Annotated in this window: 24 protein-coding genes and 1 pseudogene; 16 read left to right on the top strand and 9 right to left on the bottom strand. The window is 64.8% G+C overall.

All coding sequences use genetic code 11. The features are described from left to right. Nucleotides 1–5: 5 nt before the first annotated feature. The 5 genes from QOC76_RS02780 to QOC76_RS02760 are packed head-to-tail and all read right to left on the bottom strand — an operon-like array spanning nucleotide 6 to nucleotide 6177. Entirely contained in the window at nucleotides 6–1163 is a 1158-nt protein-coding gene (locus QOC76_RS02780) for a CaiB/BaiF CoA transferase family protein (RefSeq protein ID WP_526353943.1), read from the bottom strand. 10 nt (nucleotides 1164–1173) lie between these two features. Beyond that, a complete protein-coding gene (locus QOC76_RS02775) occupies nucleotides 1174–2097 on the bottom strand; it encodes an SDR family NAD(P)-dependent oxidoreductase (protein WP_526353931.1) in 924 nt (307 codons plus the stop codon). Continuing rightward, nucleotides 2098–3945: a flavin-containing monooxygenase gene (locus QOC76_RS02770; RefSeq protein WP_526353929.1), complete on the bottom strand. Its 1848-nt coding sequence runs from the start codon at nucleotides 3943–3945 to the stop codon at nucleotides 2098–2100. A gap of 19 nt (nucleotides 3946–3964) precedes the next feature. Continuing rightward, complete coding sequence (locus tag QOC76_RS02765) at nucleotides 3965–5332, bottom strand: aromatic ring-hydroxylating oxygenase subunit alpha (RefSeq protein ID WP_526353927.1); 1368 nt, start codon at nucleotides 5330–5332, stop codon at nucleotides 3965–3967. Beyond that, complete coding sequence (locus QOC76_RS02760) at nucleotides 5332–6177, bottom strand: SDR family NAD(P)-dependent oxidoreductase (RefSeq protein ID WP_526353925.1); 846 nt, start codon at nucleotides 6175–6177, stop codon at nucleotides 5332–5334. The genes QOC76_RS02765 and QOC76_RS02760 overlap by 1 nt, the downstream gene beginning before the upstream one ends. Before the next feature lie 141 nt (nucleotides 6178–6318). Between QOC76_RS02760 and QOC76_RS02755 the strand changes: the two genes are divergently transcribed. From QOC76_RS02755 to QOC76_RS02735, 5 genes are all read left to right on the top strand, one after another. After that, entirely contained in the window at nucleotides 6319–7947 is a 1629-nt protein-coding gene (locus QOC76_RS02755) for an SMP-30/gluconolactonase/LRE family protein (protein ID WP_526353923.1), read from the top strand. Between the two features lie 13 nt (nucleotides 7948–7960). Beyond that, nucleotides 7961–8695, top strand: a complete 735-nt coding sequence (locus QOC76_RS02750; protein ID WP_526353921.1) for a GntR family transcriptional regulator — start codon at nucleotides 7961–7963, stop codon at nucleotides 8693–8695. 4 nt (nucleotides 8696–8699) lie between these two features. Further along, nucleotides 8700–10229 (top strand): AMP-binding protein, encoded by a 1530-nt coding sequence (locus tag QOC76_RS02745; protein WP_526353919.1) that lies wholly within the window; start codon nucleotides 8700–8702, stop codon nucleotides 10227–10229. 1 nt (nucleotide 10230) lies between these two features. After that, complete coding sequence (locus tag QOC76_RS02740) at nucleotides 10231–11034, top strand: SDR family NAD(P)-dependent oxidoreductase (RefSeq protein ID WP_526353917.1); 804 nt, start codon at nucleotides 10231–10233, stop codon at nucleotides 11032–11034. A 76-nt stretch (nucleotides 11035–11110) separates the two neighbouring features. Further along, on the top strand, nucleotides 11111–12577 hold the full coding sequence (locus tag QOC76_RS02735) for an AMP-binding protein (RefSeq protein ID WP_526353915.1): 1467 nt from the start codon (nucleotides 11111–11113) through the stop codon (nucleotides 12575–12577). Here the strand turns inward: QOC76_RS02735 and QOC76_RS02730 are convergent, their stop codons facing one another. After that, nucleotides 12578–13558 (bottom strand): alpha/beta hydrolase, encoded by a 981-nt coding sequence (locus QOC76_RS02730; RefSeq protein WP_526353913.1) that lies wholly within the window; start codon nucleotides 13556–13558, stop codon nucleotides 12578–12580. A gap of 243 nt (nucleotides 13559–13801) precedes the next feature. On the opposite strand from QOC76_RS02730, the gene QOC76_RS02725 reads away from it, so the two are divergent. The 5 genes from QOC76_RS02725 to QOC76_RS02705 are packed head-to-tail and all read left to right on the top strand — an operon-like array spanning nucleotide 13802 to nucleotide 18330. Further along, nucleotides 13802–14230: an MmpS family transport accessory protein gene (locus tag QOC76_RS02725; protein WP_526353911.1), complete on the top strand. Its 429-nt coding sequence runs from the start codon at nucleotides 13802–13804 to the stop codon at nucleotides 14228–14230. After that, nucleotides 14227–17130, top strand: a complete 2904-nt coding sequence (locus tag QOC76_RS02720) for an MMPL/RND family transporter (protein ID WP_526353909.1) — start codon at nucleotides 14227–14229, stop codon at nucleotides 17128–17130. Before QOC76_RS02725 ends, QOC76_RS02720 begins: the two co-directional genes overlap by 4 nt. 59 nt (nucleotides 17131–17189) lie before the next feature. Then, nucleotides 17190–17594: a DUF732 domain-containing protein gene (locus QOC76_RS02715; protein ID WP_526353907.1), complete on the top strand. Its 405-nt coding sequence runs from the start codon at nucleotides 17190–17192 to the stop codon at nucleotides 17592–17594. Between the two features lie 17 nt (nucleotides 17595–17611). Further along, nucleotides 17612–18055 carry a DUF5078 domain-containing protein gene (locus QOC76_RS02710; protein ID WP_526353905.1) on the top strand — a complete coding sequence of 148 codons (444 nt, stop codon included), beginning with the start codon at nucleotides 17612–17614 and terminating at the stop codon, nucleotides 18053–18055. Next, nucleotides 18052–18330, top strand: a complete 279-nt coding sequence (locus tag QOC76_RS02705) for a hypothetical protein (protein WP_526353903.1) — start codon at nucleotides 18052–18054, stop codon at nucleotides 18328–18330. Before QOC76_RS02710 ends, QOC76_RS02705 begins: the two co-directional genes overlap by 4 nt. Before the next feature lie 35 nt (nucleotides 18331–18365). Here the strand turns inward: QOC76_RS02705 and QOC76_RS02700 are convergent, their stop codons facing one another. Next, nucleotides 18366–18749 (bottom strand): hypothetical protein, encoded by a 384-nt coding sequence (locus QOC76_RS02700; RefSeq protein WP_526353901.1) that lies wholly within the window; start codon nucleotides 18747–18749, stop codon nucleotides 18366–18368. Nucleotides 18750–18822: 73 nt separating this feature from the next. Between QOC76_RS02700 and QOC76_RS02695 the strand changes: the two genes are divergently transcribed. Genes QOC76_RS02695 through QOC76_RS02685 form a run of 3 tightly spaced genes read left to right on the top strand, consistent with a single transcriptional unit; the run spans nucleotide 18823 to nucleotide 20762 of the window. Continuing rightward, nucleotides 18823–19323 carry a nitroreductase/quinone reductase family protein gene (locus QOC76_RS02695; RefSeq protein ID WP_526353898.1) on the top strand — a complete coding sequence of 167 codons (501 nt, stop codon included), beginning with the start codon at nucleotides 18823–18825 and terminating at the stop codon, nucleotides 19321–19323. A gap of 49 nt (nucleotides 19324–19372) precedes the next feature. After that, nucleotides 19373–20020 carry a cutinase family protein gene (locus QOC76_RS02690; RefSeq protein WP_526353896.1) on the top strand — a complete coding sequence of 216 codons (648 nt, stop codon included), beginning with the start codon at nucleotides 19373–19375 and terminating at the stop codon, nucleotides 20018–20020. A gap of 52 nt (nucleotides 20021–20072) precedes the next feature. Beyond that, nucleotides 20073–20762: a cutinase family protein gene (locus QOC76_RS02685; protein WP_526353894.1), complete on the top strand. Its 690-nt coding sequence runs from the start codon at nucleotides 20073–20075 to the stop codon at nucleotides 20760–20762. 1 nt (nucleotide 20763) lies between these two features. On the opposite strand, the gene QOC76_RS02680 is transcribed toward QOC76_RS02685, so the two are convergent. Continuing rightward, the gene (locus tag QOC76_RS02680) at nucleotides 20764–21906 is read right to left on the bottom strand and encodes a DUF7159 family protein (protein WP_526353892.1); all 1143 of its coding nucleotides are present in this window, start codon (nucleotides 21904–21906) and stop codon (nucleotides 20764–20766) included. A 205-nt stretch (nucleotides 21907–22111) separates the two neighbouring features. Next, nucleotides 22112–23416 (bottom strand): acyltransferase family protein, encoded by a 1305-nt coding sequence (locus tag QOC76_RS02675; protein WP_526353890.1) that lies wholly within the window; start codon nucleotides 23414–23416, stop codon nucleotides 22112–22114. Between the two features lie 156 nt (nucleotides 23417–23572). Between QOC76_RS02675 and QOC76_RS02670 the strand changes: the two genes are divergently transcribed. The 3 genes and pseudogenes from QOC76_RS02670 to QOC76_RS02660 all read left to right on the top strand — a co-directional run. Next, nucleotides 23573–23893: a DUF732 domain-containing protein gene (locus QOC76_RS02670; RefSeq protein WP_526353888.1), complete on the top strand. Its 321-nt coding sequence runs from the start codon at nucleotides 23573–23575 to the stop codon at nucleotides 23891–23893. Between the two features lie 133 nt (nucleotides 23894–24026). Continuing rightward, nucleotides 24027–24665: a VldE C-terminal domain-containing protein gene (locus QOC76_RS02665; protein WP_526353886.1), complete on the top strand. Its 639-nt coding sequence runs from the start codon at nucleotides 24027–24029 to the stop codon at nucleotides 24663–24665. Nucleotides 24666–25571: 906 nt separating this feature from the next. Continuing rightward, nucleotides 25572–25725 (top strand): annotated as a pseudogene (locus tag QOC76_RS02660) (SRPBCC family protein); the annotation flags it as partial.

Below are 25725 nucleotides of genomic sequence, written 5' to 3'. Positions count from 1 at the left end.
CGCCCCTATCCCGACCCCACCGCGGGGCCGACGTCGGCCGAATCGAGACCCAGTTCGCGCAGCACGTCCGCGGTGTCGGCACCCAACTCGCGCGTCGGACCCGCGATCCGGCCCGGCGTCCGCGAGAACCACGTCGGCACACCGGGCATTCTCATCGGTCCGTAGGAAGTTTCGACGGTTTCGAACAGCCCGACGGCGTTGAGGTGGGGATGGTCGAACAGCGCATCCGGTGTGTTGATCGGCGCCGCGGGGATCTCGAGCTCCCGGAACAGGTCCAGCCACTCGTCGGTCGTGCGCTGCAGCATCGTCTCGGCGACCAGACCGTAAACGGTGTCGATGTCGTTCGCGCGGAGTTCGAGGGTGGCGTACAAGTCGGTCGCCCACGGCGGACGGACGGCGTTGACGAACGCGTTCCAGTGCTTGTCGTTGTAGATCAGCGCGGCGATGTGACCATCCTTGGTGGGATACGGCCGCCGGTTCGGCGCTACCGTTCGCGGATATACGGCCGGCCCCAGCGGAGGGTCGAACATGGCGCCGTTGGCGTGTTCGACGAGCATGAACGACGCCATCGTCTCGAACATGCTGACCTCGACCTCTTGTCCCTCGCCGGTTCGCTCGCGGTGGAACAACGCCATCGTCGTGGCGTAGAGGGCGGTCAGGCCCGCGACCTTGTCGGCCATGATCGTGCCGACATAGTTGGCCACGCCCGTCAGCTGTTCCTGTACGGCGGGAAGACCGCATTCGGCCTGGATTGTGTCGTCGTAGGCGGGCCGGTCGCGATACGGTCCGCGCCTGCCATAGCCGTAGCAGTTCGTGTAGACGATCGACGGGTTGATGGCGGCGACGTCGTCGTAGCCGAAGCCCAGTTTGGCGATCGCTTTCGACCGCATCGAGTGGATGAAAACATCGGCCGTTCGTACCAGTGCCTGCAGCGCGGTGCGGCCCGATTCGGTTCGCAAGTCCAGCACGACGGCACGCTTACCACGGTTCACGTTCATGTACACCCCGCTCATGCCCGGCGCCGGACCGACGGAGATATAGCGGGTGTTGTCGCCCTCAGGCGGCTCGACCTTGATCACGTCGGCGCCCATGTCGGCCATGATCTGGGTGCAGTACGGGCCCATCACCATCGCGGTGAGGTCAACGACACGCACCCCGGTCAGCGGGCCTTGGCTAGCCACGGACGGCTCCCTGTGCTGCCATACCGAAGCTGTACCGGATGTGGTCGCCGTGGCCGTCGGGTACCACCGGAAAGACGACGGGATCCGACGCGTCGCGGATCGCCGCCATATGTTCGCCGACTTCGGCCATGGACCACGACGGGCGATACACCCCCGGCGTTTCCGCGACGACTGCCCGTGCCACCCGGCCCGCCAGTGCTACCAGAATTTCCCCTGTGATGGAACAGGTTTCGTGCGCGAGCCATCCGACGACGGGCGCCACAAGCTCCGGGCCCATCGGCGGATACGCCGACGTGTCGATGCCCTCGGCCATTCTGGTGACCGCAGCGGGCACGATGACATTGCTCTTGACGCCCTCGGCGGCACCCTCCATCGCGGCGACGTTGGAAAGGCCGATCACACCCGCCTTGGCAATCGCATAATTGGCCACTTCGTGGTTCCCGTAAAGGCCGCCGATCGACGAGGTCAGCACGATGCGCCCGTAGCCCGCGTCGCACATCAGCGGAAAAGCCTGCCGCACAACGTGGAAGGCACCGCGTAGATGGACATCCAACACGGCCTCGAAGTCGTCGTAGGACATCGCTTTCAACGACGCTCGACGAACGTTGCCCGCGTTGTGGACGAGGATGTCAATACGGCCGTAGTGGTCCAGCGCCGTGTCGACGATCGCCTCACCCCCGCTCGGCGTCGCGACCGAGTCGGTGTTGGCGACGGCGTCGCCGCCCGCCGCAACGATTTCGCGGACCACCTCCTCGGCCGGGCCGACATCGGTTCCGTCGCCGGTGAGGCTGCCGCCGGGGTCGTTGACGACGACCTTCGCCCCCTGCGACCCGAGCAGCATGGCGTACGCGCGGCCCAGTCCCCTGCCGCCGCCGGTGAGGACGGCGACCCGGTCGTCGAATCTCAAGTCAGGCATCTATCTTCCGAGCACGAGACCGTCGAGGTCGCCCTTGGCTCGCCAGTCGGCCAGCAAGTCGTCGAACGCATAGAACCCGGGCGAATAGAAGTCGCCGAGGAACGCGCCGTTGCCTTCTGCACCGCCGCGGCCCTCATTGTTGTAATAGCCCGGGGTGCACGAGAGTTCGAACGCGGAGTTGTCGATCGAAAAGTCCCGAACGGTCTTCACCCAGTTGTCTTGGCCCTCTTGACTCGGTTCAACGGTTGTCGCGCCTCGGGCCTGCGCTTCGGAGATGATGTAAGCGATGTGCTTGGCCTGCTGCTCGAACATCGCGGTGGTGTTGGCCGAAACACCACCCTGAATAAAGCCGGTGAAGAACTGGTTGGGAAAGCCGCGGCTGGTGATCCCGTGCAGGGTCTTGTAGTTGTCCTTCCAATAGTCGAAGAGTGACAGCCCGTCGCGGCCTTCGATGGCCTCCACCGCGTAGCGGCGGCTGATCTCGGTGGAGATCTCGAAACCACTCGCGAAGATCACGCAATCGACTTCGTACTCGGTGCCGTTGGCGACGACCCCGTTCTCCGTGAGCCGCTCCACGCCCTTGGATTCCGCCACGTCGACCAGCGTCACGTTGGGCCGGTTATAGGCGGACAGATATCCGTCGCTCGAGCACGGCCGCTTGCACATGAACCGGTAGTACGGCTTGAGCACTTCGGCGGTGGCGGGGTCGTCGACGACGTCACCGATGCGGCGTCGCAACCGCTCCATGATCTTGTAGTCTTCCTCTTCCCGAATCGCCATGATCTGCTCGATGCCCAGCGATGCGGGATCGGGACTCGCCGCAATCCGCGCGGTCATGTTGCGGCCCAGTTCGGTCCAGAAGTCGCAGACCAGGTCCGGCTCTCCGAACACCACGCCGACAAACGGTGACCATGAGTGGAAGTTGCGCTTGCGCTCTTCCTGCCAACCCGGCTGCAGCGATTTGGCCCACGCCGGATCGGTCGGAGTGTTATGCCGCTCGTCGACTGATGACGGAGTTCGTTGAAACACATAGAGCTGCTTGGCATCTCGGCCGAGATGCGGTACCAGCTGAACGCCCGTCGCCCCGGTTCCGACGAGCGCGACACGCTTGTCGGCGAGTTTGTCCAGTCCGCCGTCGGCGTCGCCACCGGTGTAGTCGTAGTCCCACCGGGCGGAGTGGAACATGTGGCCCTTGAAGTCATGGATCCCGGGGATGCCTGGCAGTTTCGGCCGGTTGTAGGAGCCCTGGGCCATTACCACGAAGCGGGCCCTGATGTCATCTCGGCGGTTGGTGCTGATCCGCCACCGCTCGAGCGAATCGTCCCAGCGCAGTTCCCGCACCTGGGTGGAGAACAGCGCCCCGTCGTAGAGACCGAAGTGCTTTCCGATGTTGCGGCAATGCTCGAAGATTTCGGCGCCGTCGGCGAACTTCTTCGACGGGATGAAGTCGAGTTCTTCGAGCAACGGGATGTAGCAGTACGCATCGTTGTCGCACTGAATGCCGGGGAACCGGTTCCAGTACCAGACACCGCCGAAATCGCCCGCCATCTCGATGACGCGGACACCTTCGACGCCGGCCTTCTTGAGGTAGGCGCCGGCGAGCAGGCCTGCGATTCCGCCACCAAGGACGACGACATCCGTGTCCTCGGTGACCGGATCGCGGAACGTCACCGGTGTGTACGGATCGACCTCGTAGAAGTCTGCGAAGTCGCCCTTCAGCTCCAGGTATTGCGTCGACCCGTCGGGGCGCAAGCGCTTGTCGCGCTCGTGGGCGTACTTCTCTCGCAGCGCATCGATGTCGATGTCTTCGGGCGTCTGCGTCGGTCCGCAGGTGTCGAACAGTGTCATCGGTCTGGGTTCTCCCTCGTTAGAGCTCGCGTGGCTCGCCGGTGCCCATGTATTTCGCCAGTTGCGTGTGCAGGTTGACGGTGCTGCGTTCGCGGTACGGGTTGGGCATGGTGCCCCGGAAGCCGAGCGACTTCATCCCCTGCTGCACCGCCGCCATGTTCGAGAAGTCCTGCGGCAACACCGACAACCAGTTGGGGCTTTCTTTCGGCGTGTACTGCCATTCCGTCTGCGGCTCCTGACCTTTGGGATAGAGCTCGAACACGGCGACCTCGAAGATGCACTTGTCAGGGTCATAGCCGGGATCCGGCCGTGCGCAGTAGCACAGCGCGCTGGTCAGGCCCTGGCCGATCTGGAAGTTCGGGAAGAGCTGCCAGGCGGTTCCGCTCTGCCCCAGGATGTCGGCGGGGATGGTCGGCCACACCACCCCGCGGGCCTCGTCGTCGCGCCGGGCGGATGACAACCAGTGCTCGAGCACCTTGTCGGCGGGCGTGTCCTCCGGCAATTCGTCGACCAGCCGCTTCGCCGCATTCACCAGCGTCTGCGTCGTGGTGGCGTTGGTTTCTTCCATGGCGTACACCTGCATCTCCGCGGTGGAGATGCGCGGGTCACCGGTGCCGAGCCGGATCTTGGACTTCGTCTCGTCCAGCCCCTTCGGGGCGTCGTATCCGATGTTGCTGTGCCTGCCCTGCGCTTTGGCCCACCCCTTGAACTCACCGAACTTGTTGAACTCGGGATGGGTGGTGAAGACGTGGTAGGTCTCGTTGAAAGCCTCCATCGCGACTTTCCAGTTGCAGTCGAACTTCAGCCACTTGCGCCATTTGTAGCGCATGTTCTCCAGCCCGAACGGATCGAGGATCTTCGCCGCCGGAAACAGGTAGTCGGCCAGCGGTTCGCAGTCGGGGTCCATGTTGACGAACAGCCAGCCACCCCAGGTGTCGACCTGCACCGGGGCGAGGTGGGTGTTCCGCGGGGTCAGCGCACCCTTCCAATCGTCCTGCTCGCGGATGTGGGTGCAGATGCCGTCAAGCCCGTAGGACCAGCCGTGGAAACCGCAGACGAAGGACTTGCGTGCTCGGCCGCAGGCGTTCTTGGCGCCGTCGGGGGTGTCGAGAAGGCGCCGGCCGCGGTGCATGCAGACGTTGTGATGCGCCTTGAATTCGTTCGGCCCGCTACGTACGACGATGATCGAGTCGTCGAGGACGTCGTAGGTGAGGTAGCTGCCGACTTCCGGGATCTCCTCGACGCGGCCCACCTGCTGCCATACCTTGCGCCACAGCTTGTCCCGCTCGGCGCGGGCGTAGTCCGCCGAGATGTATGCATCGACGCCGATGGTCACCGGCTCTGAGAGCTCCTCAGCGGCAGTCGCATTCGTTTCGATGTCGGTCACTATGTCCTCCTTATCGCCGCTCGAAAGGTCTCGTCCTTGAGGAACAGAGACGTGTTGTCGGAGCCGAGGTGCGTCCATTTCAGGTTCAGGCCGCCGTCGACGAGCAGCGTCTGTCCGGTGATGTAGCTCGACAGGTCGGAAAGCAGGAACAGGATGGCGCCCGCCTGCTCCTCCGGTGTGCCGCGCCGTCCCATCGCGATGGCCTGACGGTCGCGGTCCGGGTCGTCACCGGTGTAAGTGAGAGACGCGGCCGTCGCCGTCACGCCTGGAGCCACTGCGTTGACCCGAATGTCGTCCTGCGCCAGTTCGACCGCCATCGTCCGCGTCATCGCCACCACCGCGGCCTTGGCGGTTCCGTAGGCGATGTGGAACGGGGCGGTGTTCATTCCGCTGATCGACGAGATCGACACGATCGAACCGCGGTTCTGGTTGCGCCGGATCTCGGCCGCCACCGCCTGGCTCATGAAGAACGCGGTCTCGAGGTTCGCGGTGAACAAGGCGCGCCAGTCGTCTCTGGTCACTCGCGTCGACGGCATCCACGTGGCGGGTTCTGCGCCGCCTGCGACATTCACCAGGCCGTAGAGGTCGCCCTCGGCAGCGCGCACCTGATCGAGAACCGTCGCGATGCCGTCGTCGGTTGACGCGTCGGCCGCCACCGGAATCACCGCAAGCCCGCCCGCACCCAGCGGCGCGATGTGCTCGTCGAGATTCTCCTTGGACCGGCTGACTGCGACGACGGTTGCGCCTGCCTCGGCGGCCATCCGCGTCACCGTCGTACCGATTCCTCCACCGCCGGCACCTGAGACCACCACGATGCGGCCGTCGAGCTTCAAAAGGTCACTCATGAGACTATTTGTCCGGACAACATACGATGCTCTGCATATTGCAGAACACTATTCCGCAGCCATAATCCGGTCGTCAAGGCCCTGCAGAACTCTCATTGGAGCTATTGTCTGGACTATTCCGGCTTGATAACGTCCGAGGCCATGAGCACGTCGCGCAACGACGCCCGTTACTCTGCGGACGCCCCGAGCACCGCCGAGGGCTGGCGGTTCGAACGGCTGACCGCACCGAGCCGGCTGTTCGGCGCCAACGGCCTGCGTACCGGTCCGGACGGCCGCGTGTATATCGCGCAGGTGACCGGCAGCCAGATCAGCGCACTGGATGTCGGCAGCGGCAGGCTCGAGACCATCAGCGCCAAGGGCGGGGACATCATCGCGCCGGACGACGTGGCCTTTGATTCAGACGGCAACCTCTATGCCACCGAGGTGATGGACGGCCGGGTGAGCGTGCTCGGTACGGACGGCCGGACCCGGGTGCTCCGCGATGACCTCCCCTGCGCGAACGGCATCACCGTTCATCAGGGGCGGCTGTTCATCAACGAATGCCGTGACGGCGGACGGTTGATGGAACTCGACCGGGCCAGCGGCGCGCAGCGGATTCTTCTGGAGAACCTGCCGTCGCCCAACGCCATGGAAGTCGGCCCCGACGGGCTGCTGTACTACCCGCTGATGACCGCCAACGAGATATGGCGGGTAGATCCTGAAGGCGGTGAGCCGCAACGGGTTGCCGGTGACCTTGGTGTGCCGGACGCGGTGAAGTTCGACCCCGACGGCTACATCGTGTCGACCCAGGTTGCCAGCGGGCAGGTGCTTCGAATCGACCCGCGCAGCGGCGAAAAGAAGCTGTTGGCTCAGCTGTCCCCCGGCCTGGACAACCTCGCACTCGTCGACGGCCGGGTGTTCGTCTCGAACTTCACCGGTGAGATCACCGAAATCCTCGCTGCGGACGCCAGGAGCCGAAGCGAGCATGCCGGCGAAACGAGAAATGTGCTCCCGGGTGGGCTGAACTGGCCGCTGGATCTCGCCGTCGGCGGCGACGGCCGACTGTATGTCGCCGACGGCACCTACTTCTACGTGGTGGCGCCCGACGGCTCACTGCAGACGGTCGGAATGTTGTTCTCGCCGGGCTATCCGGGATTCCTGCGCGGTGTGGTGTCCGCCGGTGACGGTGAGTTCGTGGTGACCACTTCGGGCGGCCAGGTCGCGCGATACCGGCCGGCGGCAGGTGAAACCGACTATCTCGCCACTGATTTCGACCAACTTTACGGCGTGGCGATCGGATCGGGCGGGGAAATCGCATTTGCCGAACTCGGCACCGGCCGGGTGCATGCCCTGCATTCGGGCAACGTCGAGACACTCGCATCGGGTCTGCACGATCCGGTCGGCGTCGCGTTCGACCGGGAGGGCCAGGTCCTGGTCACCGAGTCGGGCGCCGGTCGTGTCGTGAAGCTGACCGGATCGGGTGCTGACGTCCTGCTGGATGGGCTGGCAAGACCGCAGGGCCTACTGGTGCGCGACGGTCAACTCTACGTCGTCGATGCAGGCTCGCGGGAGGTCATCTCGTTCGACCTGAGCAGCAAGGCGCGCACCACCATCGCCTCGGGCCTGCCCGTCGGTCCCCCTCCCGGAGTCGAACCGAAACCGCTCAAGGGCATGCCGCCGTTCTCCGGGCCGCAGGGTCCTTTCGCCGGCATCGCGGCGGGACCCGATGGCTCCCTCTATGTTTCAGCCGACGCGGACGGCAGCGTGCTGGCGTTGCGCCGTACCTCCTGACAGGTAGACACGAATGGCCGAGACATCCCCCGTCGATCATCGCTACATCCAGGTGGCGCGCGCGCTGCGCAAGGACATCGTGGAGGGCGTGTACCCGGTCGGATCGCAGCTACCCACCGAACACGAACTGTGCGAACGTTTCTCGGTCAGCCGCTACACAGTGCGGGAGGCGCTGCGCAGGTTGCGTGAGGACAACCTGGTGTCGTCGCGACCGCGCACCGGAACGCTCGTCGTGCCGCGGTCGACGTCGGATGCCTACGACGTCATGTCGATCAACGATCTGGTGGCCTTTGCCACCGAGGCCCGCTTCGCCATCGAGTCGATCAGCATGGTGACGCTCGACGACGATGTGGCCGCGCGGACCGGCCTCGGCGGCGGCGAGGAGTGGCTGGCCGTCCGCGGCTTCAGGCAGTCCGAGGGCGCCGACTTCGCCCTGTGCCGAACCGAGTACTACATCAACCGTGCGTTCGCGTCGGTCGGCAGGCTTCTGCAACGCCACACGGGTCCGATCTTCCCCCTGATCGAAGACCTGTTCGGCGTCAGCATCGTCGAGGTGAACCAGGAGATCGCGGCTGTGCTGATCGCGCCTGAACTCGCCCAGGGACTCAAGGTCGAGCCGGGGTCACCCGCGCTGGAAGTGCAACGCACCTACACGACGTCGGACGGCGAGGTTGCCCAGGTGACGATCAACACCCATCCCGCGTCCCGGTTCCGCCACTCGATGACCATGCGGCGGGTCAGAGGCTAGTGACATGCCCACACTGGCCGATTCGATAGCCGAAGCCGCGCGGCTGACACCGCAACGGGCCGTGCTGGTCGACGGTGACGTCCGGCTCGACTGCGAATCGCTCTACGCGCAGGCCAACACGCTGGCGCGGGTGCTGCTGGCGCACATGCCGACCGGCTCCGTGGTGTCCTTCATGCTTCCTAACTGGCATGAGGCCGCAGTCGTCTACCTGGCGGCAACGTTGGCGGGAATCGCCGTCAACCCGATACTGCCCTCACTCCGTGAGCGCGAGTTGGCGTTCATCCTCGAAGACGTCGACAGCCGAATGTTATTCATACCCCGCGAATTTCGGCAGCACGACTATCTCGCCATGGTGGATCGGGCGACGGCGGGGATGCAGTCGCCGCCGGAGGTCGTCGTCGTTCGCGGGGAGTCGGGTGATCGCGCCGCATACGCCGGCCTGTTCGAGCAGGAGTGCGACTCGAAGGAGTTGCCGGCACTCGATCCTGCAGCTGTGCGAATGATCCTCTACACCTCGGGCACCACGGGCCGCCCGAAAGGTGTTCTGCACAGCCATGACTCGATTCACGCGCTGATCTGCCAGCTCCGCGACCACTGGCTGATCGACCCCGGAGACACGTTCCTGGTGCCGTCGCCGATCGCACACATCGGCGGCTCGATCTACGCCTTCGAATGTCCGCTACTTCTGGGCACCACCGCCGTGCTGATGGACCGCTGGGACCCGGACGAGGCAGTGACGCTGATGTCCTCGGAGCGCTGCACTCACATGGCGGGCGCGACTCCGTTTCTCGAGGGGCTGCTCGCAGCGGCTGAGCGCGCCGGCACCCGGTTGCCGGATCTCAAGGTCTTCATCTGCGGCGGGGCGTCGGTACCGCCGACTCTGATCCGCAGGGCCGCAGACTATTTCAGCCGTGCGGTGGTGACACGGGTGTACGGCTCGACGGAGGTGCCCGTCACGACGGTCGGTTCACCCACCGACTCAGAGCACGCCGCCGATACCGACGGGCGCCCCGGCATCGCGACCGTCAAGCTGGTCGCCCACGAAACGGCACCGCCCGGGTCGGGCGAGATCCACGCCCGCGGTCCACAGATGTTGGTCGGCTACCGCAATCCCGAGGACGAGCGGGACGCTTTCGACGACGAAGGCTATTTCCGCACCGGCGATCTCGCGGAGTGGGTGGACGGCGACTACCTCGTCGTGACCGGCAGGGCCAAGGACATCATCATCCGTAGCGGCGAGAACATCGCCCCGAAGGAAATCGAGGACATCCTCGCCGGGCATCCCGACATCGTCGAGATATCGATCGTGGGTTTACCCGATGCCAGGACCGGCGAGCGGGCATGTGCCGTCATCGTGCCGCAAGCGGTCCCCGGCCCCGACGTCGACAGCCTCCGGTGCTTCCTTGCCGACTACGGCGTCGCGAAGTTCAAAGTGCCTGAGCAGGTGGTCATCTGGGAGATGCTGCCCAAGAACGACGCAGGCAAAGTACTGAAGCATCAGATCCGGGCAGCATTGACGAAGGCGGACGGGTGATATGACAGGTTCTGGGCGGGTGGGTGAAGCACGAGTGGCGATCGTGACGGGCGCGAGCAGCGGCATCGGCTTCGGGTGTGCGACCAAACTCGCGGGGATGGGCATGGCCGTCCTCGGCGTAGGCCGTGATGCAGACAGGCTCGCCGATCTGGAGAGGGCCATCGGCGATCCCGAGAGGGTCGCGACCATATCCGTCGACCTCACCGCCGACGATGCGCCTGCCCGCATCGTGGACCTCGCCGTGCAGCGTTGGGGCCAGGTCGATTTCCTCGTCAACAACGCGGGCGTCGGCAGCCCCAAGCCGCTGCACGAGACCGACGACGAGTCGTTGGACTACTTCCTCGATTTGATGTTGCGCGCGCCGTTCCGGCTGGCACGAGACGTGATACCGCATATGCAGGCGGGCTCGGCGATCATCAACGTCACGTCGACGTTCGCGGTCGTCGGGGGCCTGCGTGGCGGCGCCTACTCGGCGGCGAAAGGCGGCCTGACATCGCTGACCATGCACATCGCCTGCCAGTACGGGCCGCAGGGAATCCGTTGCAACGCAGTGGCGCCGGGCGTGACGCTGACGCCGATGGTCGCTCAGCGCCTCGAGGACGAGCGGTTCAAGAAGATCAACACGGAGATGACGCCGTACCCGCGGCTGGGCAGGATCGACGACGTCGCCAGCACCGTCGCCTTCCTGTGTTCCGATGGCGCGGCCTTCATCAATGGCCAGACGATCGCTGTCGACGGCGGTTGGAGTTCGACGAAGTACTTGTCCGACTTCGCGCTGAACTCGGAGTGGGTGGCCCGGCGATGAGTGCTTGCGCGAAGTGGGGGCACTCCCCAAGCAAGCTGGGGGCCCACCCGCCCGAAGGGCAGGGGGACAGAACTCGGTGAACCTGTTCAGCCTGCTCGACCAGGCCGCTGCCCGTTTCGGCGACCGTGGTGCGGTGTATCGCGGTGAGCACCAACTGCACACCTGGGGCGGGCTTCGGGATCGGGCGCTGCGACTGGCGGGCTCGCTTCGCGGAGTGGGGCCCGGGGCGCGCGTCGCGGTCGCCAGCGAGAACTGCCCCGAGATCATCGAGCTCATGTTCGGCGTATGGGCGGCCGAGTGTGTGTATCTGCCGATCAACTACAAGCTGCATCCGCGGGAGATGCAGCAGATCCTCGACGATGCCGCCGCCGCAGTGGTTTTCGCCTCACCGAAGATTGCCGCCGAGCTCGCACCCGTCACCACCGTTCCTGTCGAGGTCATCGACGACGGAGGATACGAGGCGCGGTTCGGCGCCGAGCCGGTGCCGACGCCGTGCACCGACCCGGCGGAGCTGGCGTGGCTGTTCTACACCAGCGGAACGACCGGCCGGTCCAAGGGTGCAATGCTGTCGCATCGCAACCTGATGGCGATGACGGTCTCGCACCTCGCCGACTTCGATTCACCCGATGAGGAGTGCGGCCTGATCCACGGTGCACCGATGTCGCATGGATCGGGCCTTTACATTCCTCCGTACGTGTTGCGCGGGGCACGGCAGGTGATTCCCGCGTCGGGAGCGTTCGAGCCCGACGAGTTCCTCGATCTGTGTGAGCACCACCCTGGCTGCAGCGCCTTCCTGGCCCCGACGATGGTTCAGCGACTGGTTCAGACCGGCCGGTCACGTCCCGGCAACCTGCGCACGGTCGTCTACGGCGGCGGCCCGATGTATGTGGACAGCCTCAAGAAGGCGATGACCGCGTTCGGGCCGATCTTCACGCAGCTTTACGGACAGGGTGAGGCGCCGATGACGATCACCGGTCTGCGCCGCGCCGACCACGTCGACGCCGACGACGCCGTCCTGAGGTCGGTCGGCTATGCCCGCTCCGGCGTGGACGTAGCGGTGCAGCGCGACGACGGCAGCCACGCCGAAATCGGGGAGATCGGTGAAATCGTCTGCCGCGGCGACGTCGTGATGTCCGGCTACTGGAGGAACCCCGCCGCCACCGCCGCCACCCTGCAGAACGGCTGGCTGCACACCGGGGACATGGGCTCGTTCGACGAGCGCGGCTACCTCACCCTGCGCGACCGTTCGAAAGACGTGGTGATCAGCGGGGGCAGCAACATCTACCCACGCGAAGTCGAAGAGGCGATCCTCGAACATCCCGCCGTCGTGGAGGCCGGCGTTGTCGGCGCCAAGGATGAGGAGTGGGGCGAGGTCGTGGTGGCTTTCGTCGTCGGCGAGGTCGACCCTGCTGAGCTGGACGCCCACCTGCTCGACCGCATCGCCCGGTTCAAGCGGCCCAAGCGGTACGAGTTCATCGACGAACTGCCCAAGAACAGCTACGGCAAAGTACTGAAACGTGAACTGCGGGAACGGTTGTCGTGATCAAGTACTGGGTTTGGCACCAAGAACCTGCTGGATGTCCGGTTTCATCTGCTGTAGCTGCTGGCCCGAATAACCCCAGCTGTGGATGCCGCCGGGGAAGTTGAACGTCGCATTCTTGCCGCCTGCCGCCACGTACGCGTCCGCAAAAGCCCTGTTCGAGTCGACTGCGAAGCTCTCGAGGAACCCGAGTCCGGCGATGGGCGCGTCAGGGCTGGCCAGGGCCGGGTCGGTGGATGTGCCATTCCCGCAGTAGATCCAGAGGCGGGTGCCGTTGGACGCCAACCTGCCGGCCTGCACGGTGGGATCATTGCGTGCCCAAGCCGGGTCGCCCGCTGGACCCCACATGGCGTCCGGGTTGAAGCCGCCGTTCCACATCATGGCGATACCGACCTGGCCTTGCTGGCCGGCCGCCGAGAGGTTGAGGAAGCCCGACAGGGATCCGGCGTAAATGAACTGCTGCGGATGGTAGGCGGCCAACACCAGCGCTGACGAACCACCCATCGAGAACCCCACGACCGCGTTACCGGTCGACGGCACCATCTTGTTCCCGGCGAGGTAGGCGGGAAGCTCCTGCGTCAAGAACGTCTCCCACTTATAGGTACGGGTCGTGCCGTTGCCGGTCGCCGGCCCGTACCAGTCGCTGTAGAAACTCGACTTCCCGCCGACCGGCATGACGACGGATATGCCTGAGCCCTTGTACCAGTCGAAGGCAGCGGTGTTGATGTCCCAGCCATTGAAGTCGTCGCCCGCTTCCATGCTGTCCAGCAGGTACAGGGCGTGGGCGCCCCGGCCGCCATCGAGGAACTCGACCCGGATGTCGCGGCTCATCGACGTCGACGCCACGGTGAGCTGTTCGACCGGCGCACTCGAGAAGGCGGCCGCCGTCGGCGCCCCACAGAGGCCCGACGCCAGCGCCGCGGTGATCGCGGCGACGGTGAACCGGCGGACCAAACCGCCGACCTTATTCTCGACGAAGGGCATTGCTGCCTCCCCTTGCCCACACCCACAGCCCTAGCCGGAGAGTACGACCATTTTCCGGAGATGTCGGCGGTTTCGCCAGGTCGGTGATCAGGAGTATCGATTGACTCGCGATCCCGCGGCGCCGGAAGCTTCGACATTTGCGCTAGCCTGTTGCGCCAACAGAAGTTATATGGGCTAAGTTAAGCACGAGCCTACATCTAGGAGAGCGTGAATGGGTCGGGCGATGTCGCGGCGAGGTCTTCCGTGCTGAGAGTTCTCAGGCGGGCCTGGGTCCCGCTACTCATCGTCGCGGTGGTTCTGCTCGGGTTCTTCATGGTCGACCGGCTGCGCGGCGTCTTCGGCAAAACCGAGCTCACGAGGCCCGGCGCGGGCCTGGTGAACGACCCGGCGCCGTTCAACCCCAAAAGAGTGAAGTACGAGATCTTCGGCACGGGAACGGTCGCCACCATCAACTACCTGGACCTGGATGCTCAGCCGCAGAAGGCGGTGGACGCCCCGTTGCCGTGGTCACTCGATTTGACGACAACGGCCCCGGCCTCCAGCCCGAACATCATCGCGCAAGGCGACGGTGACAGCATTACCTGCCGCATCACAGTCGATGATGTCGTCAAGGATGAGAGGACGACAACCGGATTGAGCGCGCAGACGTTCTGCTTGGTGAAGTCCGCATGAGCAACACACACGTCGGCGCGCATCCGATGATCCCGCGGTTCATCCGGCTGTTCTCGGTGCCGATCCTGCTGGGCTGGCTCGCACTCGTGGTGCTGGTGAACGTCATCTCGCCGCAGCTGGAAAAGGTCGGCGAGGCGCACTCGGTGTCGCTGGCGCCCAACGACGCACCGTCGATGCAGGCGATGCAACGCATCGGCACGACGTTCCAGGAGTTCGACTCCAACAGCTCGGTGATGATCGTCCTTGAGGGTGACCAGCCGCTCGGTGATGAAGCCCATAAGTACTACGACGGATTGGTTCACAAGCTCGAAGCAGACAAGCTTCATGTCGAGCACATCCAGGACTTCTGGGGTGATCCGCTGACGGCTGCGGGATCGCAGAGCGCCGACAACAAGGCCGCGTACGTCCAGCTCTACCTGAGGGGGAACCAGGGCGAGACGATCGCGAACGAGTCGGTCGCGGCCGTTCGCGACGCCGTCGCGAGCTCGACACCGCCACCAGGTCTGAAGGCCTACGTCACCGGGCCCGCCGCACTGACCAGCGACCAGCACTCCGCAGGCGACTCGAGCGTCAAGCTGATCACCACGATCACCATCTGCGTGATCTTTTTGATGCTGCTGTTCGTCTACCGCTCGATCGTGACCGTCCTGCTCGTGCTCGGGATGATGTTCTTCGAACTGGCGGCGGCCCGCGGAATCGTTGCGACGCTCGGCTATTACGAGCTGATCGGTCTGTCGACCTTCGCCGTCAACCTACTCACCACGTTGGCGATCGCGGCGGGGACGGACTACGCGATCTTCCTCGTCGGCCGATATCACGAGGCCCGTAACAACGGTGAGGACCGCGAAACCGCGTTCTACACCATGTATCACGGCACGGCGCACGTCATCCTCGGCTCAGGCCTGACCATCGCGGGCGCCACCTTCTGCCTGCACTTCACCAGGCTGCCGTACTTCCAGACGCTGGGCATCCCGTTGGCCATCGGCATGCTCGTCGCGGTCGCGGCCGCGCTGACCATGGCGCCCGCACTGCTGACCATCTGCAGTCGCTTCGGGCTCTTCGACCCGAAGCGCAGGATGCGGGAGCGCGGCTGGCGCAAGATCGGTGCCGCGGTGGTGCGGTGGCCCGGAGCGATTCTGGTGTCCACCATTGCGCTTTCACTCGTCGGCCTGCTTGCGCTCCCTGGCTACGTGCCGAGCTATAACGATCGCGAGTTCCTGCCCGCTGACATCCCCGCCAATCAGGGCTATCAGGCCGCAGACCGCCATTTCCCGCAGGCCCGGATGAACCCGGAGATGCTGCTCATCGAAACCAACCACGATGTGCGCAATTCAGCCGACATGCTCGTCGTTGATCGAGTTGCCAAAGCCATCTTCCACATTCCCGGTATCGGTCGCGTGCAGACCATCACCCGGCCGCTCGGCACACCGATCGAACACACGTCCATTCCGTTCCAGATCAGCATGCAGGGCACCACCCAGCAGATGAACCAGGACTACATGGACAAGGTCATGGCGAACATGCTGACCCAGGCCAACGACATGCAAACGACCATCGACACGATGACACGTATGCAGAGCCTGACCCAGCAGATGGCCGACACCACCCACGCCATGGTCGAGAAGACCAAGCAGATGGCCGTCGATATCGGCGAAGTCCGGGACAACATCGCCGATTTCGACGACTTCCTTCGCCCCATTCGTAACTTTCTGTATTGGGAACCGCACTGCTACGACATCCCCGTCTGCCATTCGATACGGGCCATTTTCGACACGCTCGATGGCATCGACGTGCTGACCGATGACGTCCAGACGCTGGTGCCCCTGTTGGAGCGTCTGGACACCCTGATGCCGCAACTGGTCGCGATCATGCCGTCGATGATCGAGACGATGAAGAACATGAAGAACATCACGCTGACCATGTACCAGAGCCAGAAGGGTCAGCAGGATCAGACGAAGGCCCTGCAGGAGAACTCGACCGCGATGGGCCAGGCGTTCGACGCGTCCAAGAACGACGACTCGTTCTACCTGCCGCCCGAGGTGTTCGACAACGCCGACTTCAAGCGCGGGATGAAGATGTTCGTCTCGCCGGACGGCAAGGCGGTCAGGTTCATCATCTCGCATGAAGGTGATCCCGCTACGCCAGAGGGCATTTCGCACATCGATCAGATCAGGAACGCGGCGTTCGAAGCCATCAAGGGCACGCCGCTGGAGGGCTCGAAGATCTACCTGGCAGGCACCGCATCCACATATAAGGACATGGCGGAGGGATCGAATTTCGACCTGCTGATCGCCGGAATCGCGTCGCTGTGCCTGATTTTCATCATCATGCTGTTGCTGACCCGTGCGGTGGTGGCCGCCGCGGTGATCGTCGGTACGGTGCTGCTGTCGCTGGGCACATCGTTCGGCCTTTCGGTGCTGATCTGGCAGTACATCCTCGGCATGCACCTGCATTGGATGATCATCGCGATGTCGGTCATCATCCTGTTGGCGGTGGGATCCGACTACAACCTGCTGCTGGTCTCCCGGTTCAAGGAAGAGATCCATGCGGGCATCAACACGGGCATAATCCGGTCGATGGGTGGAACCGGCTCGGTGGTCACATCGGCTGGGCTGGTATTCGCCTTCACCATGATGTCGATGGTGGTCAGCGATCTCCGGGTGATCGGTCAGGTGGGCACCACCATTGGTCTCGGCCTGTTGTTCGACACGCTGATCATCCGGTCGTTCATGACGCCGGCGATCGCCGCGCTGCTCGGTAAATGGTTCTGGTGGCCGCAACGGGTCCGCCAGCGTCCCGTCCCCGAGCCGTGGCCGGAGCCGAAAACAGAACAAGATCAGGTCGGTGTAACGCCCGGCCGCCATTCGAACGATGAAAGCCCCACGGGGCCAATTCGATAGAGAACGAAGAAAGCCCTATGGGGTTAATTTGAAAAGTCAATCAGATAAGATAGGTGCCCATGAGGGGGAAACAGATTAGTTCGGCCGTATTGACGGCCCTCGCGTTGACGGTGCCCGCGCTGGCTGTGGCAGCACCAGCACATTCCGACCCCGACACCGATTTCTACAACGAGCTGCACATCTACGGGATCTACGGTGAAAAGGATTACAACGCGTGGATCGGCAAGATCGCGTGTAAGCGACTGTGGAATAACCTCGATCACGATGCCAATCAGTCCGCCCAATTCGTCCAACGGCAGCTGAAAAAGGACACCACCACCGAGCAGACATATCAGTTCCTCGGTGCCGCCTATCGGACTTACTGCCCCGACAAGCTGCCGATCCTCACACAGACGGCGCAGCCGGGTCCGGGTGCGGGCACGCCGCCTGCGCCGGCAGGTCCGCCGTTGGCGGCAGAGCAATAAAGGGAAAGGGAGAAGTGATGTTGGGTAAGGCGAGCATCGTAGCGGCCGCGGTGAGCATGGTCGCGATGACGATTCCGGCCGTCGCATCGGCCGACGCGACAGACGACTATCCGATCCCGAACCGGATACTCAAGACCACCTGCACGGTCGACCAGTACATGGCCGCAACGCGCGACACCGATCCGGTGTACTACGAGCGCTACATGATCGACTACCACAACAGGCCGATCGACGTGCAGGACGCTGCCCGCGACCGCATCTACTGGTTCTTCACGCTGGATTACGCGGGCAGGCGGCAGTACTCGGAAGACACCGCGACCAACGTCTACTACGAGCAGATGGCCACGCACTGGGGCAACTGGGCGAAGCTGTTCTTCAACAACAAGGGTGTCGCCGCACATGCCACCGACGTCTGCATGAACTACCCGCCGAACGATCCGACGGTGTGGGACTGGACATGACCTTCAGCAGGGCCCTACCCGTGCTGGCGGTCGCATGCGGACTTGCCGCAGGCGTTCTCGGCATGGGCGTGGCAAGCGCAGACCCGCCCCCGCCGCCGAATCCGCCGTGGGCTGCCGTGGGCGACCCGGTGCCGTCCTGGGCGCCGGGCAAGCCGGCGGAGTTCTGGCTGGGTGAGCCCGTGGTGTGGACCACCGGTTGGGGCGGACGGTGGTGCATCTGGAAGAACGGGCAGATCATCACGCTGTCGTCGAACCCCGTCACCAACGGCGGTTAACCCTTTCCCTCGTTACCGCCTGGCCCCGCGGGCAGTCAACTGCCGGCGTAATAGAGCGTGTTGAAGTCCGACGTGAACGCTCCGCCCTCGCACTTGAGGGGCTGACCGGCGCCTGACTGCGCCGAAGCCGGCACATTCGGGTCGCACGGTGCCCGTAGGGTGCGCACTCCGATCAGCGGAGCCACCGGCAGCCACTGGTTCGTCGCGGCACAGGCGAATGTGTCGCCCTTCGCATCCACGCCATACACATACCTGGACGTGAACGAGCAGTAGTCGGTGGGCACGATGTTGTGATCCACGAAGGGAACGCAGTCCACGCCGTCGCAGGCGCCGCGATCCGCCCAGGCAGTACCCGCCGCCGCCATCATCGGTGCGGCGGTGACGCCGCAGGCCAGTGCCAGTACCGCGATCGACTTCATGTTCGTCCCCTCCGCTGTGGACCGGCTTCGACGGTTAGCGTACCGGGGCGTTGCCACGGCATAAGGTCTTCTCGTGCCTTTGCGTCGCGTCGACCCGACCCGCAGGCCCTCGGCGGTCGCCCGGGCCTTGAACAGATCCGCGCGCTCGCGTTTCGGCCAGGTCCTCGGCAGAGTTCTGGCGCCGAAGATCGATCCGTGGCTCGGCCGGGTCAGCAACGGTCGGGCGAGCTTGGGCATGTTCAATGTGCCCTCCGCGACGCTCGAGACGACGGGCGCCAGGAGCGGCCGGCCGCGTCAGTCGCAGATCGCCTATTTCCACGACGGACCGAACGCGATCGTCATGGCCTCGAACTACGGCGGCGACAAGCACCCGCAGTGGTACCACAACCTGGTCGCGCATCCCTCGTGCGAATTGGGAAACGAGCCGTTTCGGGCCGAAGAGGTGACCGATGGCGACGAGTACGCCAGGCTGTTCAAGCTCGCCGAGGGTTATTACGGCGGCTTCACGGACTATCGCGAAAAAACAGCGCGGACGGGACGCACCATTCCGGTGTTACGCCTCATACCGCGCTAGCCAACCGACCGAGGCCTAACATCGCGGCGTTCGCGAGCGACATATCAGCATGAGGATCACGATCGCGGGCCGGGCCTGCATCGTCGGTGCGGTTGCCGCGACGGCCGGAGCACTGCCCATATCCCTATTCGCGGCACCCGCCGCCGGCGCCGCGCCGTGCCCCGATGTCGAGATCGTCTTTGCCCGGGGTACCACCGAAGCGCCCGGCGTGGGCGGCATCGGAGGAGCCTTCGTCGACTCACTCCGCTCGCAGGCGGGCGGTCGTTCGGTCGGCGTCTACGCGGTCAACTACGCGGCGAGCAACGACTTCGCCGCGAGCGCTCCCGCAGGCGCAGACGATATGAGTGCACATGTCCGCGCGATGGCGGCGAACTGCCCAGACACCAAGATGGTTCTCGGCGGATACTCGCAGGGGGCGGCGGTCGTCGATCTGGCCACCACCTATATGCCGCCAGAGGTCTCCGACAACGTCGCTGCTGCCGCCGAGTTCGGCGGCGCACGGAGCACGTTCGCCGACAGCCTGTCGGCCGGCCCGCTGCCATCGGTGGGTCCGCTGTACAAGGCCAAGACGATCGAGATGTGCGTACCCAACGACCCGATCTGTTTCCAGGGCGGCCGTGACATGCGGGCCCACGGTGCCTATGTTCAGACGGGAATGGTCAACGATGCCGCTGCCTTCGCCGCAAGCCGGATATAGACGCAGCCGAGTTGGGGTATCCCTCAGCCCAACGAGGCGGGGAGGATCATTGATGAGAATCGGCAAGTTGGTCATCGCGACAGCGATCGCATGGGCGGCACTGGGGGGCATTCCCGTGCCACCGGCATCCGCAGACCCGTGCCCGGACGTTGAGGTGATTTTCGCCCGCGGCACCGGTGAGCCGCCGGGAGTCGGAGGGGTCGGACAGGCGTTCGTGGACGCACTGCGGTCGGATGCTGGTGGTAGGTCGGTCGCGGTGTATCCGGTCGACTACGCCGCCAGCGGCGACTTCAACGACACGATGGCGTTCGCCCAGACCGTCATCGCCGGCATCAGGGACGCCGGCGCTCATGTGCAGTCCACAGCGGCGAACTGCCCGAATACCCGTATCGTGCTCGGCGGCTATTCGCAAGGCGCGGCGGTGGCAGGATTCGTGACCGCTGCCGAGGTGCCGCAGGGGGTTCCCGCTGCCTTCGTCCCCCAACCGTTGCCGGTCGAGGTTGCCGACCATGTCGCCGCTGTCGCCCTGTTCGGTAAGCCATCCGCCGCGTGGACGAGCCAGTACGGCGCGCCGGCGATCACGATCGGCCCCGCCTACGCGGCGAAGACCATTGAACTCTGCGCCCAGGGCGACACAATCTGCGACGGAACTCCTGGCGGCGGGCCGACATTCGCGCACGCGCTTTATCCGGTCAACGGGATGGTCGGCCAGGCAGCCACATTCGCGGTCGGCCGCCTCTAACTCACGGCAAACCACTGAACAGGGGGCTTAGCACCGCGGCCAATGGATCCGGCGGAGGCGTGTCGGGTGGCGCCGGAGCGGCGGGATCCGGTGCAACCGCGGGTTGTGCCGGGATGTGCTGTACCGGTTGCACTTCGGGTACGTGCTCTATCTGCGGGGCGACGTCGACCGTGGCCGGTGCGACCGCGGGAACGGCATCGGGCGCAACGACATCGGCGATGACCGGTGTGGCCTCGAAAGTCGGTGTGGGCGTCGGCTCTTCGGGCGCCGATTGATCCGCAGCCGGCGGCGGCAACTGCGCGGGTGCCACTGGCGGGGCGCTGGTCGGCACCTTCTCGGCCCCGGCCGCCGCCGGTGCTGATCGTGGAAGACTGGTCTTCGCGAGAGGGATTGGGCTGCCCGCCGAAGACAATGTGAACAGAGACACCACCGCAACAGCCGCGACCACACTCAGCGTCCTCGCGTGCGCGGCGAGGCCGGAACGCCTGGAGACGGCGCCATGATGGACGCGCGTACCGTCCGAGAAGGTCGCGCCACGGGCCAGCGCGAGCTGCGCGTCATGCGTCGCAACGACCGGAATCGACAGACCCGTGCCGAGCGGGCCGGCGAGCGCACGCAGCTTGGATCGAGACCCGATCAGATACAGCGCTTCCGGACGAGAACCGTTGTCGCCCAGCGCGGCGCCGAGCCAATCGGTCAGGCCCACAGTGTCGGAGGTAATTGTGGTCGTCGTCGCGTGCAGTACGCCGCTATCGGTGTCGACCACCGACAGCGATGCCGAATCGCGCCCGAGCACGCATACCGCGATTGTCGCCTGCTCGTTCGCCCGTCCGGCGTCGATCGCCCACGCACGGGTGGCCTCCGTCAGCGGAACCGCCACCACCTCGCCGAAACCCGACTCCGTCAGCGCATCCCGAAGCGACGACATGTTGCCGCTCGTCGTCACGTGCACCGAGTCGACGGTGTAGCCACTTGCCGTTGCGATATCACGCACCCGGCGCGCGGTGGCGGCGGGCGCGGCGGCGCTCGAGTCGGAGATGTCGAACACGTCGTGGTCCAGCGGATCGCCTGTGATGTCTCGTCCGTCGACCAGCACCCAGCCGATCGTCATCGACGTCTTCGACAGCCCCAATACTGTTCGCACTCGCTGGGTCCCGCCCTCGTCGAACCGACGTTGCCGCTTTGCATTGAACGGCCACTCGACGCTGAGCATAGTTCGAGTGCTTCTGTGCGGCACGGCGACCGTGCGAGGGTTTACCAATCTGCGACGCTGACGTGACCGTCAACGTGCACGTTATCCGGCCGACGTTCCGGTTCGGTCACCGCAAAACAGCGTCATGTGGAACAGGTCACATGTCTTTCTGCGGCCCGCCGGCGCTGATCCGCGCAGCGACTGCCGCGGCGAAGAAGCAGCCGAGCAGTGAGTAGCCGGTGATACCGGCCAACCCGTTTTTGGCCAGCATGACGAGCGCGACACCGGCCATGCACGTGAACCCGCCCGCAGCGGCCGATCGGACGCCTGTGGCGCGAACCGCGGAGTCCCACCAGAGAAGTCGACGATGCTCCAGCGGTGACAGCAGGAAGAACATCGCGGCCATGACGATGGCGAATATCACCGCCCGCAGTGTGAGAAGAGCCCAAAAGCCCCGTGCCGTCACGTCATACGCGTCGAGACCGACCGCGTGCATGCAGAAGGTTGCGACGGCGATCGCCGGGATGTGCCAGAGGTAGAGGGTCATCGCTCCCCCGTTGCCCACCGCGACGGCCTGCCACACCCGCGGTCGCTGCGCCCAGCGCTGCACGGGACCCGCGAAAGCAACGAACGCGCACGACATCCAGGTGCATTGCAGGGCAAGCAAAAGCGTCGGCGGCGTCACGTTGGACATGCGTTCGGTCCCGGTGACGACCAGCGACACCTCGTACGGCCCGAAGGTGGCCAACAGCACCTGAGCGGCGAACGCCGCCACCCCCACCGCGAACGCGGCCGGGACGCGGATCAGCCGGCGCGCATAGGCGACACCGATCACCACGGGGACGAGCCAGACGATCAAGAAGTTGGGGACGCCCCACATGGGCACACCGGTGGTAATGCGCACTCCGTCGACGGCGACGGCCGCCGCGAGAAGCGACCCGACTACGACGGTGGCCGCACGCCCCGATCGCATTCGCGTCAGCGTCGGGACGAAGGCCAGCGCCACGAGGTAGACACCGAGGAACCAGAGCAGGGCAACACACTCCCCGCCGAGGACTGCTGCCGAGTCGGCACCAAGGATCTTCGCCGCCACCAAGAGGGCGATCGTCCAGAAAGCGAGATACCAGAACACGGGACGGCAGAGTCGCTGGGCGCGGGTGAACAGCCAGGTCCCCCACTGCGTACCTTCGCGCCAGCCGTACGCGCCCGCAGCGCCGCCTGCCAGAAAGAACAGCGGCATGACCTGCACAACCCAGGTGATCGGGGTGAGGGCGGGCATTTCGCCCAGCAGGTTGCCGATGCGCAGGCCGCCCGAATCGATCGTCGCGAGCAGCAATGCGCAGTGGCCGAAGATCACGACGAGGAGCGCGGCGAGGCGGGCGACGTCGACTGCGCGGTCGCGGTCGGGTTTGGTGTTCTCGGCTACCGTGCGGGCGTCGGGGACTGACGTGGGCGAAGCCATGCGTCCAGCATGCCGGTACGCAGGCCGGCGCGGGTGAGTAGTACTACGGGACAGGGCAGAGATGTAGGGAAACACCGGATATCTCCCCGGCCGCTGGTGGCTTACGTTTCGGGAGTTCGTCCAGGCGTTCGTCTGCCAACATGAAAGGACACCTCGATGGCTCTCAACCGCATGGCGCTGGGATCGGTCGCGTTCGCAGTGGCGTTGGCCGCCTTGGCCGCCGCGCCCGTCGCCTCGGCTGAGCCCCGCGATGTATTCCTCGACGAACTGGCGACCTTGAACATCCCTTTGATCGCCGGCAACCAGGCAGACACCGTGGGAGCGGGATATCACGTGTGCGACCAGCTTCGCAGCGGAGTTTCTGTTCTCGACGAGATGACTGCCGCCGAGCAGGAGTTCCAGCTTGCCTCCGGACAAGGCACCCTTTTCGTCAGCGCTGCGACAACAAATCTCTGCCCCGACTTTGCAGCCGGTTAGCTTTCGGGGCTGACGCTTTCGCGAAGTCTCACCCGGTCGTGCGGGCGAGTCGACATGCCAACAACAGCGGGTTGCAAAGACTTGCGAGCCCAAGATTGCCACGCTGCAATGGGCGCGGAAGTAAGCTGCGCCCGTGGGGAAGGGCGTATTAGCCAACGGTCGTGGCCGCTTGCTGGTGGTCGTGGCCTCGCTCGCGGTCTCGGCCGTCATGCTCTACGACCCAGGTTCGGATTCCGAAACTCCGGCCGCAGTCCCGACCGGCCTCGTGCCCAGCATGTCGCCGGCCGCAAGTCCCGCGGCACCCGATCTGGTCGCCGCAGCCGCGCCTGTGGCCAATCAGGCAGCGTCATTCGCATTGCCCGTCGGCGTTGCTCCCGAGGCGGGGTTGCAGATCCACACCATCTGGGTGGCCCGCGCAATCAGCGTGATGTTCCCCCAGATCACCACCATCGGCGGCGTTCGACAAGACGCGTTGAAATGGCATCCCAACGGATTGGCGATCGACGTGATGATTCCGAACCACAGCAGCGACGAGGGAATCGAACTCGGTAATCAGATTGCCGGCCTGGCACTCGCCAACGCGAATCGCTGGGGCGTGATCCACGTGATCTGGCGCCAGGGCTTCTATCCGGGCATCGGCGCACCTAGTTGGACGGCCGACTACGGCAACGAGACCGCCAACCACTACGACCACGTTCACATCGCCACCGACGGCGGCGGATACCCGACCGGGCACGAGACCTACTTCATCGGGTCGATGACTCCCGCCTGACAGGTCGGCCCGCCACCCCTGTTGGATGGCGGGCCCACTGAGGGGAACGGTGTCTGGGTTGTGTTAACACAGGCAGGTTTGCCTGGTAACGGGCGGCCGCACCGGGTCTTCTCCGGCGCGGTGGTGACGATGATCTTTCCGCCGCGGTAGCTGACGATCTTCCCGGCGACGACGACATCCTGACCGTCGTTCATCGGGGTAGCCGTCGGCGTCGGTGCGCACCCGTCACAGCCTGGGTCGAGTCATTGTCGATGGCGTTGGCGGTAGCCGGGGCGAAGAAGAGAACGCTCATGGCGCCGACGTGCGTCGCGGCGTACTTACGCGCGACAGCGTGCTGGTGGTCGACGCGGTCAGGTTGATGAGTCCTCTCATGCATACGTGGCGTGGAGTTGTCGAGGAAATGCTCCGGTTTCGCGGGGCATCCGTAATCGCCCACGAGCCAGAAATCGACGTCCGTTAGGCAGAGGGTTTTTGTCCGTCAGGAAAGCGCCACGCCGAGAACGGATTTGGTAACGCCGACGACAATAGTCCGCTCGCTGACACTTCTAGCTAATTCCCATCGGCGCAGGTCGAAGACGGCGCCGCCGTCGAGTCACCTCTCTCTGTTCGAGTAGTTGCGCGTTCAAGTACAGCGCCTGGCCAGCCTTTGCGGTGAGGTGCCGCACCACGTGACTGCCTGAGCGGCGCCGGGCGGCCGTCCGGCCGCCGCCCGGATAGTCGGTGGACCAGACCGCGCATCAACTAGCCAGGCTAAATCTGTGTAAGCCTGTGTTACATCCTCGACACGCCCTTGCCCACGCAAGTCGAGGTAATTTCGCAGATTTTTTCCAGCATTGACAATTTGCTGCTTATGATCCCGGTTGTCGGTCTAAGCTCGGCGGACGGACAACTACGCAGGGGGACATCATGGCACTACCAGCGCTTGAAGATATAGCGGCTCGCGAATCCAGCAACGATCCGATCGAGGGTGTGATTCGGATTGAGACCTCGCCGCGGGAGAAGGCCACGCCGGTCATCTTGGACATGATGCGGTCGGTGTATCCGCATGAGCAGGTGTTCG

Source organism: Mycobacterium sp. (genome assembly GCF_032159565.1).
Taxonomy (GTDB): domain Bacteria; phylum Actinomycetota; class Actinomycetes; order Mycobacteriales; family Mycobacteriaceae; genus Mycobacterium.
Note: the sequence above shows the minus strand (reverse complement) of the source record. Positions and strands in the feature narration are given on the sequence as shown.